Origin of the sequence: Spirosoma soli (genome assembly GCF_042684525.1) — a bacterium.
GTDB lineage: Bacteria > Bacteroidota > Bacteroidia > Cytophagales > Spirosomataceae > Spirosoma > Spirosoma soli.
On record NZ_JBHULN010000001.1, the window covers coordinates 510,481 to 526,303 of the forward strand.

Sequence of the window (15,823 nt, forward strand, 5' to 3'; positions counted from 1 at the left end):
ATTATCCTTACTGCGGTCTCTACGCTTCCTCCATTGTATTGCCTTTCCGGGAGTTACAATACTGACACATGGGTTGGTAATTCGCTAAGGTACTCCGGCCCCCTTTGGATCGGGGAACGATATGGTCAATAGTCATCAGAGTGAAATCAGCCGTAAACAGATCGACATGATACCCGCCCCCCGGATCAATAGAAGCAATCAAATGTACCCCTTCGACACCACACCGTACGCAGGACGTTCCTTTCTGAGCAAATACCTGTAAGCGCCGGTGCTTGCTGAACTTCGTTTGCAATAATTCGAAATCCAGTTCTTTTTGTACCCGATTCCCATTCAGGACGTCCGGTAGATTCATCGTAACCACTGTAAAATCGTCTTTCGTTTGCTTTAAATACTAACGAGTGCTTTTTTTAGTTCATTACGGAGCGCCCAACTATCACACAACCCGCTCATATTCAATTGATTGCATATCAGCTAACAATCTTGTAATTTGCACATTATTGCTTAATATCTCCAGCTTTTTAAGTCAGCTCCCTTTGGTGCCGACTCTTCAATGCGTTTGAGGATTTTGTCGACGTACATCGTGTTATAACGTAGTCGACTAATGTAGTTAGGCTGCGTCGGGTCGCCATTCCAGCAATGCTCGGCGCGGTCTCCGTAGGCCACTTCGCTGTTAGCGGATGGACTTTTTACACTTTTCAGAAAATCTTCCATTAAGTAAACAGCGTTATTTAGGTAATAATTATCCATATCGCCACAATAGAGGTGAATTTTACCGGTGACTTTGGGGCCAAGTGTTTTCCAGTCGCGCCGAAGAATGTGTAGCAAATCATAGTGATCGCGCCAGTACGCGGCAACTGTTGTGTCGATTTCGCCGGTTAGCTTGTTCCAGACCCGCTTCGGATAGCCGTCTGCCCCAACGGGCGAATACACAGCTTCCCAAATGTCGAACTGATCCCCAGAACGACTGTGCGTACCGAGGGCCAGCTCGCGGTGATTCGTTTCTTCAAGCGTTACCTTTACCTGGCCGAGGTAATTGCGCTGACCAGGCCGGGGTGTTCGCCGAAACGGTCCTTCGCTGTAATACGCATTTTTGTCTTTATATAGATTGAAGACCGTATAGGCATCGAATGCAATTGGGTCAGGGCAGGCGGCAAAGCACCCATTGAATTCATCGGGATAGAATACCTGCGCAGCCAGCGCTTCCCAGCCACCTGTCGAACCGCCGTAGGTAAACCGCGCCCAACCTTGGCCAATACCACGAAACCGTTTTTCGATCTCGGGCAGCAGTTCATACATGATAGCGTCGCCATATGGCCCCAAGTTTTCAGAGTTAACAGCGTAGGAGTCGTCGTAATACGGATTCGCATGCTGAATCTCCACGATTAACATACGCGGGAAATCCTTACTTGTCCATTTCTTATAAAAATCGTAGGCTTCCTGTGCTACAATCTTTTTGTAGCCATAGATCTTGAATCGTTCGATGTAGTCGGTTGTGTCCATGTTGGCAGCTGGCGGTGTTTCGCTGAACCCGTCGAAGTCGGCCGGAAAATGGCCGTGATTGATGCAGATCGGGAACCGGGCATCGGGGTGTTCATCAAAACCCGCCGGTAGGAGTACGTGGGCTCCAAGATACATCGGCCGTCCCCAGAATTCAGTCAGGCGTTTGCTCTGGATCTTAATGTGTTTGATAAACTTAGTGTCTTTTGGGGCCTCGATGGGTGGATTAACTTGGTCCATAACCACAGCTACTGATTGCTTAGCGCCCCTTCTGATACTGATTTTCTGCGGTTTGCTAAACATGTTACCCGGTGCCGTGCGCCAGTTCTGGCCCTCTCCCCGGTCCATCGGCAGTTTAACGATGTGCCCATCCTTCCGTTTAAATGTTTCGTACTTGTGAAGCACCGCCTGCACATAGTAATCACCGGGTGCAAGGTCTTTCAAGCTACGTTTCGGATAGCCAAATACGCTGGCATCGACCACCGCAGGCTGGCCCGGCTTGAGTCCGTTCACATCGATGCCAAACAGTTGCGCCGTTTCAACGGCATCGCTGACCTGCTGACGGGGTTCGGGCTTGTTAGTTTTCGCTAAAATCAGCAGCACACGCCCATCGAGAGGTTGCCGAATTTGGGTAGCGGAGTAAGAAACGTTAAAGGTCGTCTGGGGATGAGCAGCAGTTGTCCACAGCACGAGAAGCAGCAGTAGTGGATGTTTCATGGTAGTCAGGTTGGTATTCGTTGGGGAAGATAGTCATTGTGTCGTCAAAAACGAATCTAAACCAAAACGCCCGGCTGCAAGTGTCTCAGCCGGGCGCAATCAGTCTTTCGATAAAATGCCCTGCTTTACTGATACACCCGCACATAATCCACTTCCATACGTTGCGGCCAGATCGTGTCATCGACGCCTTTCTTTCCACCCCAGTTACCGCCTACAGCCACATTCAGGATTAGAAAGAACGGCTGATCGAACGGCCATTGCGCTTCGGCATTACCCAACGCTGATTTTTCAACCGTATAATATTTCTGATCGTCGACAAAAAAGTCTATTCGGTCGGCTGTCCACTCGATGGCGTAGAGATGGAAACCCAACGTTACGTCTTTAACGGTAATAGCATTCCCCTTTTCAGTTTTCTTAGCGTGGTTGTAGGATTCGGTATGGACAGTTCCGTGAACAACGCCCTCATCAAAACCGACATGCTCCATGATGTCGATTTCGCCACAGCGGGGCCATCCAACCTTCGGAATGTTCTTTCCCAGCATCCAAACGGCAGGCCACGTGCCCACCCCTTTAGGTAGTTTCGCCATCGCTTCCATGCGGCCGTAGGTCCAAGTTCCTTTCTGCTGAGTTAGCAGCCGGGCCGACGTATAGTTTTTGTCCTGATATGCTTCTTTACGGGCTTCAATAATGAGTTTACCATTTTCAATGCGGGCGTTCTCTGGCCGCCGACGGGTATAAAACTGTAATTCGTTATTGCCCCAGCCATTACCACCGACATCGTACCCCCACTTCGTTGAATCAGGCAGTCCATCTTTATCAAATTCATCTGCCCAAACGAGCTTACGGGTTATGGGTATAGTGCTTACACTAGTAGGTGACGTCACAACAACCGGAGCTGGAAGAGATAAACTGGTTTCAGGGCTTTTACAAGACAATAGGAATGTTAGTAGAAGAAAGTACATCGAGTTCAGGATTTTATAAATGATACATGTAGACTGTTGGGCAGTGTTCATTCTTTACCCTTTTCGCTTCTTGGAAACGCCCACTTTAGAAAGTCCGGCATAATAGCGCTCCATGTCTCCTGATTATGCTGCCCGCCTTTTACCTCCACGTATCGTATATCAGACGGGCCACCAGCAGGGTTGTACCGGTACCCCTTTTTGACCAGTTCATCCATCAAATCGGTCGTGTCCTCAATGGCGTCAATGATACCGTTGTTATTCCGATCGCTGGTTTCATCTTCGGTGCCAGTCTCAAACCAGAATTTCAGTGCCTTGTGGTATTTGCCTTCACGCACTAAGTTGTGCATAATCCGGTCGGTATCGTCGGAATAGCTTTTATCAAACTTCTTACTCCGCCACCAGAACGACCCCGAAAATACCCCTGCTTTACTAAAGCGCTCGGGGTGGTGGAACGTAATGTCGAAGGCAGATAAGCCACCCAGCGAGAAACCCGCAAACACCGATTGCACCGGATCAGCGGTAACATGATAGTGCTTTCTGATGTACGGGATCAGTTCGGTAAGCACGAAATCGGTGTAAAGTCCCGCTTTGCTACCCCGGTTCAGGTAATCAGCTCGGGCTGCTGTACCATATTCCTGAATGCGATCGCCCGCATGAATGGCCACCAGAACGAAAGGCCGGATGACTTGCGCTCTGTAAAGTGAGTCAAGCACCGCCGTCATGCGCAGACGCGGCAAATCCTGCCCATCGTTCAGAAACAAGACTGGCAGCGGCTCTCCCCTAAGAGAAGCTTGGTAACCAGGAGGCAATACAACGTCTAACAGAACAAGACGTTTCAAAGGAACTGAATATAATGAGTCGTCTCGCCGGACCGTTACGGTGGGTGGTTCGGCGCCAACGGAGGCCGGTTTGTAGTCAGCCATAAGCGCTAAAAGTGTCATTAGTAAGAGAATCACAACACGCAAAGTAGGTAATTTTCGGTTTGTCTCTTTCTCTTTTTTGCCGATACCAGCTATTTCGCCTATTTTCAACCGAAGATTTCAACGTTTTTTAGACAATCATCGCCTTGCAGGAAGATTATCGTAAATGGTATTCGCACCACTTGGGTCGCGACATTGAGATGCTGGTTTTTGGTAACTGGGGTTACCCCATAGTGATGTTTCCGACTTCTATGGGTCATTACTATGAATACAAAGACTTTGGCTTAACCGAGACCGCCCGCTGGTTTGTTGAGACGGGTAAAGTGAAATTGTTTTGCATCGACAGCATCGACCGCGACAGTTGGTACGCGAAGCACCTGCACCCTGGCACGCGCATCTGGAATCACGTACTCTATGATCGATTTCTGCACGAGGAGTTAGTACCGGGCATCCAGCGCGAATGTAATGTTCAGAAGATCGGGGTATCGGGTGCCTCTTTTGGCGGGTATCACGCCATGAATTTTGCCTTTCGTCATCCCGAACAGGTAGGCCACCTGCTTACCATGGGGGCCGCTTTCGACATCCGGTCATTTCTGAACGGATATTACGACGAAAACGTCTATTTCAACAACCCGCCCGATTTCATGCCGAACGCCCAAAACGACGAATTTCACCGCATGAACATCGTTTTGGGTACATCTGAGTATGACTTCTGCAAAGGCTCAAACATTCAGATGTCCAATATTTTAAATCGCAAAGGCATACGGCATCGACTGGACATAGCCCCGTGGGGTAACCATGACTGGCCCGTCTGGAAAGACCAGTTTCCTCGATATCTGAGCATGATTTAATATAAACATGGCCGTCAACTATGTACGCTCAGCCAACCGGCAGCATCGTCAACGCACTTCAGAGTTTGCGCGGTCATATAATACACGTACCCGAACGTTTAGGCAACGTACCGGAAATAGAACTGGCGCATAAAGTCCCCGGCAAGTGGTCTCGCAAAGAAATTTTAGGACACCTGATTGATTCAGCAATTAATAACCTAAAGCGATTCACCGATGCTCAATCGCTTATCGGGCAGGCTACCAGGCAGGCGTATCAGGTTCAGGGATATGACCAAAATAACCTGGTTCTCATAAACCGTTATAACGATTTACCTCTGGCTCATTTACTTGCGTTATGGAGTAGTCTGAATACGCAGATTATCTACGTTGCTGACATAATGTCGGCCGAGGCTTTATCTATCTCGGTCCAATTTGGCCACACAAATCAACTTAACAGCGAAGCTCCTGATTACACGCTAGGTTGGCTTATTGAAGATTACGTCGCCCACTTAGAACATCATCTCAAAACGCTGCTGTAGAAAGTAGCATCCCGATGGCCGCAATCGCCCATTATGTCAGTTTTTCTAAACTGATGTAATGGGCGTTCTACTAATGAATAAATGGAAGTCGCTCCTATCACCCAAACCTGCCTACAGCATTTCATTTACGTTATTTTTCCATTCATGGAAGACACATTGTAAAACAGCAAGCAACGCTTGAATTTTGAGAAAACAATTTGGTTTTTATGGACAACGCGCAATTTATTCCTTCAAACCACCATGATTCCTCAACCCTGCCAATACGCAACAGCTAATTTGCCTTATATTCTTTCGGTATTAGCGATTTGCATTATCCTGATTTTCATTGATAGAATACGGCACCCCTACCAGCGCACCAACCTCAGTGCCGTAGCAGGCTTCTTCGTTGGTATAGTCATATGGGTTGTTCGGCGGATTGGGCAAGCGCTGAAAGGGTGAATAGAAATCAAGTTACGCTGAACCGAATCCTCATCCATTTACGTTCAGTGATTACTCTTTTACCGCTTAATGAGTTCAGTATTCTGTTAATAGTATACTTTCCTCAAACTGCTCAATTTGCCCGATTGCCACTAGTGGCAATCGGGCTTTTTTGTTTTTGTCTGTAATAGGCTGCATTTTGCCATGACATTACGGGGCAAACGTCAAGCTGCTAAAGGAATAGGCGGCCCCTACTCAACAGTTAACTACTTTATCATGAGCAAGCAGTCAAAGATTGGAATCTTATTTGGCCAGGAAAACACCTTTCCTCAGGCATTCGTCGATCGGGTGAACGAAAAGCAGCGTGATTTTCCCGCGGAATTTGTCAGTATCGAGCAGGTTGAGCAGAGCGTTCCAACGGACTACGCCGTTATCATCGACCGTATTTCGCAGGATGTACCGTTTTACAAAGCCTATCTGAAAAACGCAGCCTTAACCGGAACCGCCGTTGTTAATAATCCCTTTTGGTGGAGTGCCGACGAGAAATTCTTCAATAATGCCCTGGCGGTGCAGTTGGGCGTGCCGGTACCAAAAACAATCTTACTGCCCTCAAAAGAACGCCCTGACGACACGAATCATAATTCGTTCCGCAACCTTCGGCACATGAACTGGGACGCCATTTTCAACCACATCGGCTTTCCCGCCTTTATGAAACCGCACGCCGGGGGCGGCTGGAAGAGCGTTTATAAGGTAGACAACCCGGAACAGATGTTCAAGGCCTACGATGAGACCGCCCAGCTGGTCATGTTGTATCAGGAAGCCATTGATTTTGACGATTACTTCCGCTGCTATTGCATTGGTGGTAAAGACGTTCGCATTATGCCGTATGAACCTCGCAATCCGCACCACCTACGCTATGCAGCCGAAATGAAAACGACCGGCGATGCTGGTAAGAAACTGCTGAAAACCATGACCGACTACGTCCTGAAGCTAAATCATGGCCTTGGTTATGACTTCAATACGGTGGAGTTTGCCGTACGCGACGGTATCCCCATTGCCATTGATTTTTGTAACCCAGCGCCCGATGCCGATGTGCACTCAGTTGGCCAGGAGAACTTTGAGTGGGTAGTTGAGGCCGCTGCAAACATGGCTATCGACCGGGCTAAAAAAGCGCAGAAAGGCAAAGACAATCTAACCTGGGGGACCTTTGTCCGTGGCTCGGTCAGCGGGCTCACTCCGGTTGCTGCTCCGCCCACCAAGGCACCTAAAGTCGAGAAAGAAGTTAAACCAGAGAAAGCGCCAAAGGCCGAAAAAGTAAGCAAAGAGGAAAAGAAAGAAGAGAAACCAAAAAAGAGTAAGAAATAAAGCGGACAGGTAGCCAAACTGCCCTACCTACTCTAATTATACTAGCCCCGTACCTTGAGTGCGGGGCTTTTTTACGGCCTCATAGCCCAATTGCCTTCGGATCAATACCGGTATCATTGGTTGAAGCACGAAGGATTGCTAACATTTCAATGTAGCTGCAAAGTCGACCGTCGATGCAGTCTTGCTCTATAGGGCGGTCCGACGTATCGTTCGGCGAATGCTTTTTTCTCTTCCAGATCACGGATGTTGGCGTGAATGGTAATCAATACGTCCTGTACGAATTCTTCTAGTTGTTGAGCCGTCGCTGTTGTCATAGCTTGTGCCTTTGAACCTGTGTTTCTAAATCTTAACGAATCATTTTGAGTACTTTTCCAAATAATCTTAGGCATTTATTACGATTCTACTCCACCATTCATCACAAAAAGGCCTGTCGGCAGCAAAGTGTTTGGTTTTTTTGGCCATATTCGCGTTTCTCACTGATTAGCAAGTTATCTAATCATCAACAAGTAGCTCTAATATTTCAGCTCATTACTACATGAAAAGAAGAGATTTTATCCAGTTGTCTGGTTTGGGAGTTGGTGCGCTGATGGGTTCATCCATACCTGTATTAGGCAACGCGGTGCCGCTCGAACACCTGCTCGAACCGGGTGTTGATGTGGCCGTTAAGAAACGTCTCGCTGATGTTGCCCTCAATGCGGCAAAAAGCAAAGGCGCTACGTATACCGACGTTCGCATCGGGCGCTATCTGCAGCAGTTCATGTTTACCCGCGAGAAGCAGGTCCAGAACATTGTCAACGCTGAATCGTACGGCATTGGCATTCGGGTTATTGCGAATGGTACCTGGGGATTTGCGGCTACGAGCGACGTAACACCCGACGCCATTGCTCGATGTGCGGCCACCGCCGTAGCTATTGCCAAAGCAAATTCGAAGCTCCAGACCGAGCCTGTACAACTGGCACCACAGAAAGGCGTTGGCGAAGTAACCTGGAAAACGCCCATCAAAAAAAACGCCTTCGAGATTCCGGTTCAGGAGAAAATTGACCTGCTTATGAAGGTCAACAGCGAAGCCATGAAGAATGGAGCTGCCTTCGTTACGTCTAACCTCTTCTTCGTTAACGAGCAGAAATATTTTGCCTCGACCGACGGCTCCTATATCGACCAGGACGTTCACCGCGTTTGGCCGACGTTTACCGTATCGGCAGTCGACCGGACGTCGGGCAAGTTTAAAACCCGCGACGCGATTAGTTCGCCAATGGGCATGGGTTACGAATACCTCGACGGATTGGCTTCGGAGAAGATCCCAGCGCCCAATGGTTTAGTCGGCTACCGCAACTCGTACGACATGATCGAAGACGCCGTAATGGCGGCTAAGCAGGTTAAAGAAAAAATGACCGCCAAATCGGTTCAACCCGGTAAGTACGATCTGGTTCTGGACCCGAACCACCTTGGCCTGACAATCCACGAGTCAGTAGGCCACCCTACCGAACTCGACCGCGTACTGGGTTATGAAGCCAACTACGCCGGAACCAGTTTTGCCACCCTCGATAAATGGAAAACCAAGAGCTTTAATTACGGCAGTAAACTAGTCAATATTGTGGCCGACAAGACGCAGCCTTATACGCTGGGTACGGTTGGTTACGATGACGAAGGCGTTCCCTGCAAAGAATGGAATTTAATTAAAGACGGCATTCTGGTGAACTATCAGGCCATCCGCGATCAGGTAGCTATTCTGGGCGAGAAAGAGTCGAACGGATGTTGTTACGCCGACAATTGGAACTCCGTGCAGTTCCAGCGGATGCCAAACGTATCGCTCCAGCCCGGTACCGAAAAGCGCTCAGTTTCCGACATGATTAAAGGCGTTGACAAAGGAATTTATATTATTGGCCGGGGCTCCTACTCCATTGACCAGCAACGATATAACTTCCAGTTTGGTGGCCAACTCTTCTACGAAATCAAAAACGGCGAAATTGTAGGCATGCTCGACGACGTAGCCTATCAATCCAACACCCAGGAATTCTGGAACTCCTGCGCCCAGCTTTGCGACAAAGACGATTACCGTACGTTCGGTTCGTTTTTCGATGGCAAAGGGCAGCCCTCGCAGGTCAGTGCCGTTTCGCATGGTTCTGCTACAACGCGGTTCAACGGTGTCAACGTGATCAATACAGCCCGGAAAATATAATAGTCAGTTAGTGGTCAGTAGTTGTCATGAGTAGTCATTTTTTGTTGCCCTTCAGGAAAAACAATGAATGATTACATAACGACGATCAACGGCGCTCTCTGACAAGCAACTACGAAAACAATGGCGATCCTAAGTAAAGAAGAAGCAAAGAAGATAATTGATAAAGTACTGGCCTACTCGAAAGCCGATGAGATGAGTGTCAATCTGGCCGGTGGTCGTACGGGTAACATTCGATATGCCCGTAACTCTGTATCGACTAGTGGCGAGAGCAGTAATTTGTCACTAAGTGTTACGTCGGTTTTCGGCAAGAAATCTGGCACCGCCACCATCAACGAGTTTGATGATGCGTCGCTGGAAAAGACTGTTCGGCGGGCTGAAGAGATTGCCAGACTGGCCCCCGAGAATCCGGAGTACATGCCCATGCTGGGGCCGCAGACGTATTTGACAACAGATCCATACGCTGAAAGCACCGCTAAAATTAACCCGGATTTCCGGGCACAAGCAACCTTTGATAGTCTTGATCCCTGCCGAAAAAAGAACCTGACGGCGGCTGGCTACATGGAAGACCGCACTGGCTTCAATGCGATTGGCAACACAAAAGGCTTGTCAGCTTACAACCGCGAAACATCCGTTGAATTTTCGATCACAGTGCGCACCGCCGATGGATTAGGATCTGGATATGCCACCAGCGACGTAACCGACGTATCGAAGCTGAGCACGAAAAACTCAACCGAAATTGCGATGCAGAAAGCGCAGGCATCGGTGAGTGCACGAGCTTTGGAGCCAGGTAAGTATACGGTTATTCTGGAACCAGCAGCTCTGGTATCCAATGTCGATGCCTCGCTAATGGTAGCTCTTGTTCGATCGATGGACGCACGTAGTGCCGACGAAGGTCGTTCTTTCTTGAGCAAGAAAGGCGGAGGTACCCGTCTGGGCGAAAAACTCTTCGATGAACGCGTAACCATTTACTCGGACCCAACCAATATGGAAGTGCCGAACGGTGCCTTCAGTGGCGACGGACGTCCACAGGAAAAAGTCACGTGGATCGAAAAGGGCGTAGTCAAAAATATGCCTTACAGTCGGTACTGGGCAGAAAAGAAAGGCGTAAAGGCAATTCCGCCAGGGGGCAATTTCATTATGGAAGGTGGTACGCAGTCGCTGGCCGACATGATTAAAAGTACGGAGAAAGGCATCCTGGTTACCCGGCTGTGGTACATCCGTCCCGTTGATCCGCAAACGCTGCTGTACACCGGCCTAACCCGCGACGGGACGTTTTACATTGAGAATGGCCAAATTAAGTTTCCGGTGAAGAACTTCCGCTTCAACGAAAGCCCGGTCATCATGCTCAACAACCTAGAAGCCATGGGTAAACCCGTTCGCATTGGTGGAAACTTGGTACCTCCGCTGAAAATCCGGGACTTCACCTTTACGAGTTTGTCAGACGCTGTTTAGTTTTTTGAAAACACAGAGGCACAGAGCTTTTCACAGAGTAAACAGAGCCAACTTTGTGTTCTCTGTGCTTCCTCCGTTCCTCTGTGTTTAATCCTTATTATCATGAATCGTCGAGATTTTAATCAATTATTAGGTATGGGTGCGGCCGGGATCATAATGCCCACGCTGCCCGCTTTTTCCCGTACCGTTAGCCCCGAAGCCCTGCTGGAGCCAGGTTTGGACGTAGCCGTCAAGAAACGCCTGGCCGATGCCGCTCTGAACGCAGCGAAAGCGAAGGGCGCCACCTACGCCGATGTACGCATTGGCCGGTATCTGAACCAATTCGTACTCACCCGTGAAAACAAAGTACAGGGCATTATCAACTCCGAATCATACGGCGTTGGCGTTCGGGTCATTGCCAACGGTTGCTGGGGATTTGCCTCTGTTGGCGACGCACGCGACGAAACTGTTGTAGCGAAAGCCGCTGAACAAGCCGTTGCCATTGCCAAAGCCAATGCCCGTCTGCTCACTGAACCCGTACAACTAGCTCCGCAAAAAGGCTATGGCGAAGTAAGCTGGAAAGCGCCTATCAAGCGGAACGCGTTTGAAGTGCCCGTTAAGGAAAAAGTCGATCTGCTCCTGGAGGCTAACGCAGCGGCCATGAAAAACGGAGCCAACTTTGTGAACAACGTACTCTTCCAGATTAACGAACAAAAGTATTTTGCTTCAACCGACGGTACGTACGCCGATCAGGACATTCACCGCATCGGGCCAAGCTTTACCGTAACGGCCGTTGATCCGCAAAATGGAAAGTTCGCCACGCGGAACTCTTTGAGTGCTCCAATGGGCATGGGCTACGAGTACTTACAAACAAATCCAAGCGACAAACTTACTGGCGTCACGACCCGCTACAATAAAGGGTATGACATGCTGGAAGACATTACCGCAGCCGCCAAACAAGCTAAAGAGAAATTGACGGCTAAGTCGGTGGAAGCCGGTAAGTATGATCTGGTTCTCGATCCGTCGCACCTGTGGTTGACCATCCACGAATCCGTAGGCCACCCCCTCGAACTCGACCGCGTGCTGGGTTACGAAGCTAACTATGCTGGTACGTCGTTCGCGACCCTCGACAAGTGGCAGGCAAAGAATTTTAACTACGGCAGTAAAGAAGTCAACTTAGTGGCTGACAAAACGCAGGTAGGTTCGCTGGGCGCCGTTGGCTGGGACGACGAAGGAGTGAAGACCAAGAAGTGGGATTTGGTCAAAGATGGCATCTTGGTGAATTATCAGGCCATCCGCGATCAGGTGCACATCATTGGCGAGAAAGAATCGCAGGGCTGCTGCTACGCCGACAACTGGAGTTCGGTGCAGTTTCAGCGCATGGCAAACGTATCGCTGGAGGCTGGAAAAACACCTTTATCGGTTCAGAACATGATTAAAGACGTCAAAAAAGGAATTTACATCATCGGCGACGGTTCGTTCTCGATTGATCAGCAACGCTACAATTTCCAATTTGGCGGGCAGCTGTTCTACGAAATCAAAGACGGTCAGATCGCTGGTATGCTCAAAGACGTAGCGTATCAGGCCAACACCCGAGAATTCTGGAATTCCTGCGTTGCGGTCTGCGACCAAAGTGATTACCGGTTAGGAGGAGCATTCAATGATGGCAAAGGCCAGCCAGCGCAGTCGAGTGCCGTATCGCATGGTAGCGCTACGGCCCGGTTCAACGGTGTCAATGTAATTAATACAGCCCGGAAGATATAGACAGTTTACGGTTTGTAATCTACGGTGGGTTAGCGAGAAGTTTATCGTATCATCTCATCGTAAACCACAAACCGTACACCGAAACCTCAGAAATATGGCGATCTTAACCAAAGAAGAAGCAAAGAAGATAATCGATAAAGTACTGGCCTACTCGAAAGCCGACGAAACGAGCGCCAGTCTGACAGGCGGCCGTACGGGTAATATTCGATACGCTCGTAACTCGGTCTCGACCAGTGGCGAATCCGATAACATTGCCCTGAGTGTTACAGCCGTTTTCGGCAAAAAATCCGGCACCGCCACCATCAACGAGTTTGATGATGCGTCGCTGGAAAAGACCGTTCGGCGGGCCGAAGAAATTGCCAAACTAGCCCCCGAGAATCCAGAGTACATGCCGATGCTAGGGCCCCAGACCTATCTGGAAACGAAAAACTACGCGGAAAGTACGGCTAAAATCAATCCTGAGTTTCGCGCCCAGGCAGCCTTCGACAGTATCGACCCCTGCAAGCAGAAAAACCTGACCGCAGCCGGGTACATGGAAGACACGACGAATTTTGTGTGCATTGGCAATAGCAAAGGTAATTTCGGGTACAATCGGTCGACAAATGTTGATTTTTCGATTACAGTCCGTACCGCTGACGGTTTGGGGTCAGGCTACGCAAATCCAGACGTAACCGATGTATCTAAACTCGACACGAAAGCGACCACACAGATTGCCATGCAAAAAGCTATGGCATCGGCGAGTGCACGAGCGTTGGAGCCGGGTAAATACACCGTTATTCTGGAACCGACAGCGTCCGTCGAACTACTGAACAACATGATGCGCAGCATGGATGCCCGCAATGCTGACGAAGGCCGTAGCTTCCTCAGTAAAAAAGGGGGCGGCACACGCCTTGGCGAAAAGCTCTTTGACGAACGCGTTACGATCATTACTGATCCTTTAAATGCCGATTTACCCTTGTCGCCTTTTGGTGGCGGGGGCGGAGGAGGTGGCGGTGGCCGCTTCGGCGGGGGTGGTAATGAAGGTTTACCCCAGGAAAAACGGACCTGGATTGAGAATGGAGTCGTGAAAAACATGTTCTATTCGCGCTTCTGGGCCGACAAAAAAGGGGTTAAGCCGATTCCAGCGCCCGGCGGATTTATCATGCTGGGTGGCACGCAATCCTTAGCGGATCTGATCAAAAGCACTGACAAAGGTATTCTGGTAACGCGTTTTTGGTATATCCGCGCCGTTGATCCACAAACTCAACTATACACAGGGCTGACCCGCGACGGGACATTTTACATCGAAAATGGGCAAATTAAATTCCCGATTAAAAATTTCCGTTTCAACGAAAGCCCGGTCATTATGCTTAATAACGTTGAAGCACTGGGCAAGCCTGTTCGAGCAGGCGGCAACTTGATTCCGCCGATGAAGATTCGGGACTTTACGTTCACAAGCTTGTCGGATGCGGTGTAGTTTTTAAACACAGAGCCACAGAATTTCTCACCGAATTAACTGAGAAACTCTGTGCTCTCCGTGCTTCCTCTATTTCTCTGTGTTTAAATAGTCACCACGCAATGAACCGCCGAAACTTCAATCAACTTCTAAGTATGGGAACGGCAGGAATACTGCTTCCTACCCTTCCTGCCTTTTCTAGATCCGTCAGCCCCGAAGCCCTTCTGGAGCCGGGCTTAGACGTTGTTACTAAAAAGCGCCTGGCCGATGCCGCAATGAATGCCGCGAAAAGCAAGGGCGCGACCTATACCGATGTTCGCATTGGTCGCTACCTTAACCAGTTCGTAGTGACCCGCGAGGATAAGGTACAGAACATTGTAAACACAGAATCTTACGGTGTTGGCGTACGCGTCATTGCCGACGGCTGCTGGGGCTTTGCCGCTGTGGTAGACGCCAAGAACGAAGCCGATATGGCAAAGGCTGCCGAACAAGCCGTTGCTATCGCCAAAGCGAACGCCAAACTTATGAAGCAGCCGGTACAACTGGCTGCACAACAAGGTTACGGCGAAGTGAGCTGGAAAGCGCCTATTCAGAAAAATGCGTTCGAGGTACCTATTAAAGAGAAAGTCGACTTACTGCTGTCGGTAAACAACGCAGCCCTGAAGAATGGTGCCAATTACGTCAACTCGGTACTGTTCATGGTGAATGAGCAGAAGTATTTGGCCACCACAGACGGCACGTATGCCGACCAGGACATTCATCGTATCTGGCCCCAATCAAATGTAACAGCGATCGACCCAAAGACCGGCAAGTTTGAAACCCGGCAGGCACTGAGCGCTCCGATGGGCATGGGCTATGAGTACCTGCAAGCGAATCCGACTGACAAAGTAACGGGCATTACAACCCGCTACAACAAAGGGTATGACATGCTGGAAGACATTACCGCAGCTGCTAAACAAGCCCGTGACAAGCACAAGGCTAAATCTGTAGAAGCGGGTAAATATGATCTGGTTCTCGACCCGTCGCACCTATGGTTGACCATCCATGAATCCGTAGGCCACCCCCTCGAGCTAGATAGAGTCCTGGGTTACGAAGCCAACTTTGCGGGTACGAGCTTTGCTACGCTGGACAAATGGCAGTCGAAAAACTTTAACTATGGTAGTAAGCAAGTGAATCTATTTGCTGATAAAACGCAGGTTGGCTCGCTGGGTGCCGTTGGCTACGATGATGAAGGCGTTAAAACCAAACAATGGGATCTGGTAAAGGATGGTACGTTAGTGAATTACCAGGCTATTCGCGACCAGGCTCACATCATCGGCGAGAAAGAATCACAAGGGTGCTGCTATGCTGATAGCTGGAGTTCAGTGCAGTTTCAGCGCATGGCTAATGTTTCGCTGGCAGCGGGAAAAACGCCGTTATCAGTACAGGACATGATCAAAGATGTTAAGAAAGGCATCTACATCATTGGTGACGGCTCTTTTTCCATTGACCAGCAGCGCTACAACTTCCAGTTTGGCGGGCAGTTGTTCTACGAAATCAAGAATGGCCAGATTGCGGGGATGCTCAAAGACGTAGCGTATCAGTCGAATACCCAGGAATTCTGGAACTCGTGCGTGGCCGTTTGTGATGAAAAAGACTATCGGTTGGGCGGCTCATTCTTTGACGGCAAAGGCCAGCCACCGCAGTCGAGCGCGGTCTCGCACGGCAGTTCGACCGCCCGGTTCAATGGCGTTAATGTGATCAATACAGCCCGGAAAATTTAAATAC

General features: G+C 49.4%; 14 protein-coding genes. 9 read left to right on the top strand and 5 right to left on the bottom strand.

The genetic code is table 11. The features are described from left to right. Positions 1–19: 19 nt before the first annotated feature. From ACFSUS_RS02055 to ACFSUS_RS02070, 4 genes are all read right to left on the bottom strand, one after another. Positions 20–352 carry an HNH endonuclease gene (locus tag ACFSUS_RS02055; RefSeq protein WP_381518360.1) on the bottom strand — a complete coding sequence of 111 codons (333 nt, stop codon included), beginning with the start codon at positions 350–352 and terminating at the stop codon, positions 20–22. 149 nt (positions 353–501) lie between these two features. Continuing rightward, the gene (locus tag ACFSUS_RS02060) at positions 502–2,214 is read right to left on the bottom strand and encodes a hypothetical protein (protein ID WP_381518362.1); all 1,713 of its coding nucleotides are present in this window, start codon (positions 2,212–2,214) and stop codon (positions 502–504) included. Between the two features lie 125 nt (positions 2,215–2,339). Further along, positions 2,340–3,176 (bottom strand): glycoside hydrolase family 16 protein, encoded by an 837-nt coding sequence (locus ACFSUS_RS02065; protein WP_381518364.1) that lies wholly within the window; start codon positions 3,174–3,176, stop codon positions 2,340–2,342. 47 nt (positions 3,177–3,223) lie between these two features. Then, positions 3,224–4,099, bottom strand: a complete 876-nt coding sequence (locus tag ACFSUS_RS02070; RefSeq protein ID WP_381518367.1) for an alpha/beta hydrolase — start codon at positions 4,097–4,099, stop codon at positions 3,224–3,226. Positions 4,100–4,242: 143 nt separating this feature from the next. On the opposite strand from ACFSUS_RS02070, the gene ACFSUS_RS02075 reads away from it, so the two are divergent. The 4 genes from ACFSUS_RS02075 to ACFSUS_RS02090 all read left to right on the top strand — a co-directional run bounded on the left by ACFSUS_RS02075 (position 4,243) and on the right by ACFSUS_RS02090 (position 7,247). Continuing rightward, complete coding sequence (locus ACFSUS_RS02075) at positions 4,243–4,947, top strand: esterase family protein (protein WP_381518369.1); 705 nt, start codon at positions 4,243–4,245, stop codon at positions 4,945–4,947. Positions 4,948–4,967: 20 nt separating this feature from the next. Further along, positions 4,968–5,465: a DinB family protein gene (locus ACFSUS_RS02080; RefSeq protein ID WP_381518372.1), complete on the top strand. Its 498-nt coding sequence runs from the start codon at positions 4,968–4,970 to the stop codon at positions 5,463–5,465. A 240-nt stretch (positions 5,466–5,705) separates the two neighbouring features. Further along, positions 5,706–5,903, top strand: coding sequence for a hypothetical protein (locus ACFSUS_RS02085; protein ID WP_381518375.1), 198 nt, complete (start codon positions 5,706–5,708; stop codon positions 5,901–5,903). 255 nt (positions 5,904–6,158) lie between these two features. After that, positions 6,159–7,247, top strand: a complete 1,089-nt coding sequence (locus ACFSUS_RS02090) for an ATP-grasp domain-containing protein (protein WP_381518377.1) — start codon at positions 6,159–6,161, stop codon at positions 7,245–7,247. Positions 7,248–7,393: 146 nt separating this feature from the next. Here the strand turns inward: ACFSUS_RS02090 and ACFSUS_RS02095 are convergent, their stop codons facing one another. After that, positions 7,394–7,561, bottom strand: coding sequence for a hypothetical protein (locus ACFSUS_RS02095; RefSeq protein ID WP_381518380.1), 168 nt, complete (start codon positions 7,559–7,561; stop codon positions 7,394–7,396). Between the two features lie 221 nt (positions 7,562–7,782). Between ACFSUS_RS02095 and ACFSUS_RS02100 the strand changes: the two genes are divergently transcribed. From ACFSUS_RS02100 to ACFSUS_RS02120, 5 genes are all read left to right on the top strand, one after another. After that, positions 7,783–9,426 (top strand): TldD/PmbA family protein, encoded by a 1,644-nt coding sequence (locus ACFSUS_RS02100; RefSeq protein WP_381518383.1) that lies wholly within the window; start codon positions 7,783–7,785, stop codon positions 9,424–9,426. Between the two features lie 120 nt (positions 9,427–9,546). Continuing rightward, positions 9,547–10,878 (top strand): TldD/PmbA family protein, encoded by a 1,332-nt coding sequence (locus ACFSUS_RS02105; protein ID WP_381518385.1) that lies wholly within the window; start codon positions 9,547–9,549, stop codon positions 10,876–10,878. A gap of 102 nt (positions 10,879–10,980) precedes the next feature. Then, complete coding sequence (locus tag ACFSUS_RS02110) at positions 10,981–12,621, top strand: TldD/PmbA family protein (protein WP_381518387.1); 1,641 nt, start codon at positions 10,981–10,983, stop codon at positions 12,619–12,621. Positions 12,622–12,715: 94 nt separating this feature from the next. Next, positions 12,716–14,077, top strand: a complete 1,362-nt coding sequence (locus ACFSUS_RS02115) for a TldD/PmbA family protein (RefSeq protein ID WP_381518390.1) — start codon at positions 12,716–12,718, stop codon at positions 14,075–14,077. Between the two features lie 101 nt (positions 14,078–14,178). Next, positions 14,179–15,819 (top strand): TldD/PmbA family protein, encoded by a 1,641-nt coding sequence (locus ACFSUS_RS02120; protein WP_381518392.1) that lies wholly within the window; start codon positions 14,179–14,181, stop codon positions 15,817–15,819. The last annotated feature ends 4 nt before the right edge of the window (positions 15,820–15,823 follow it).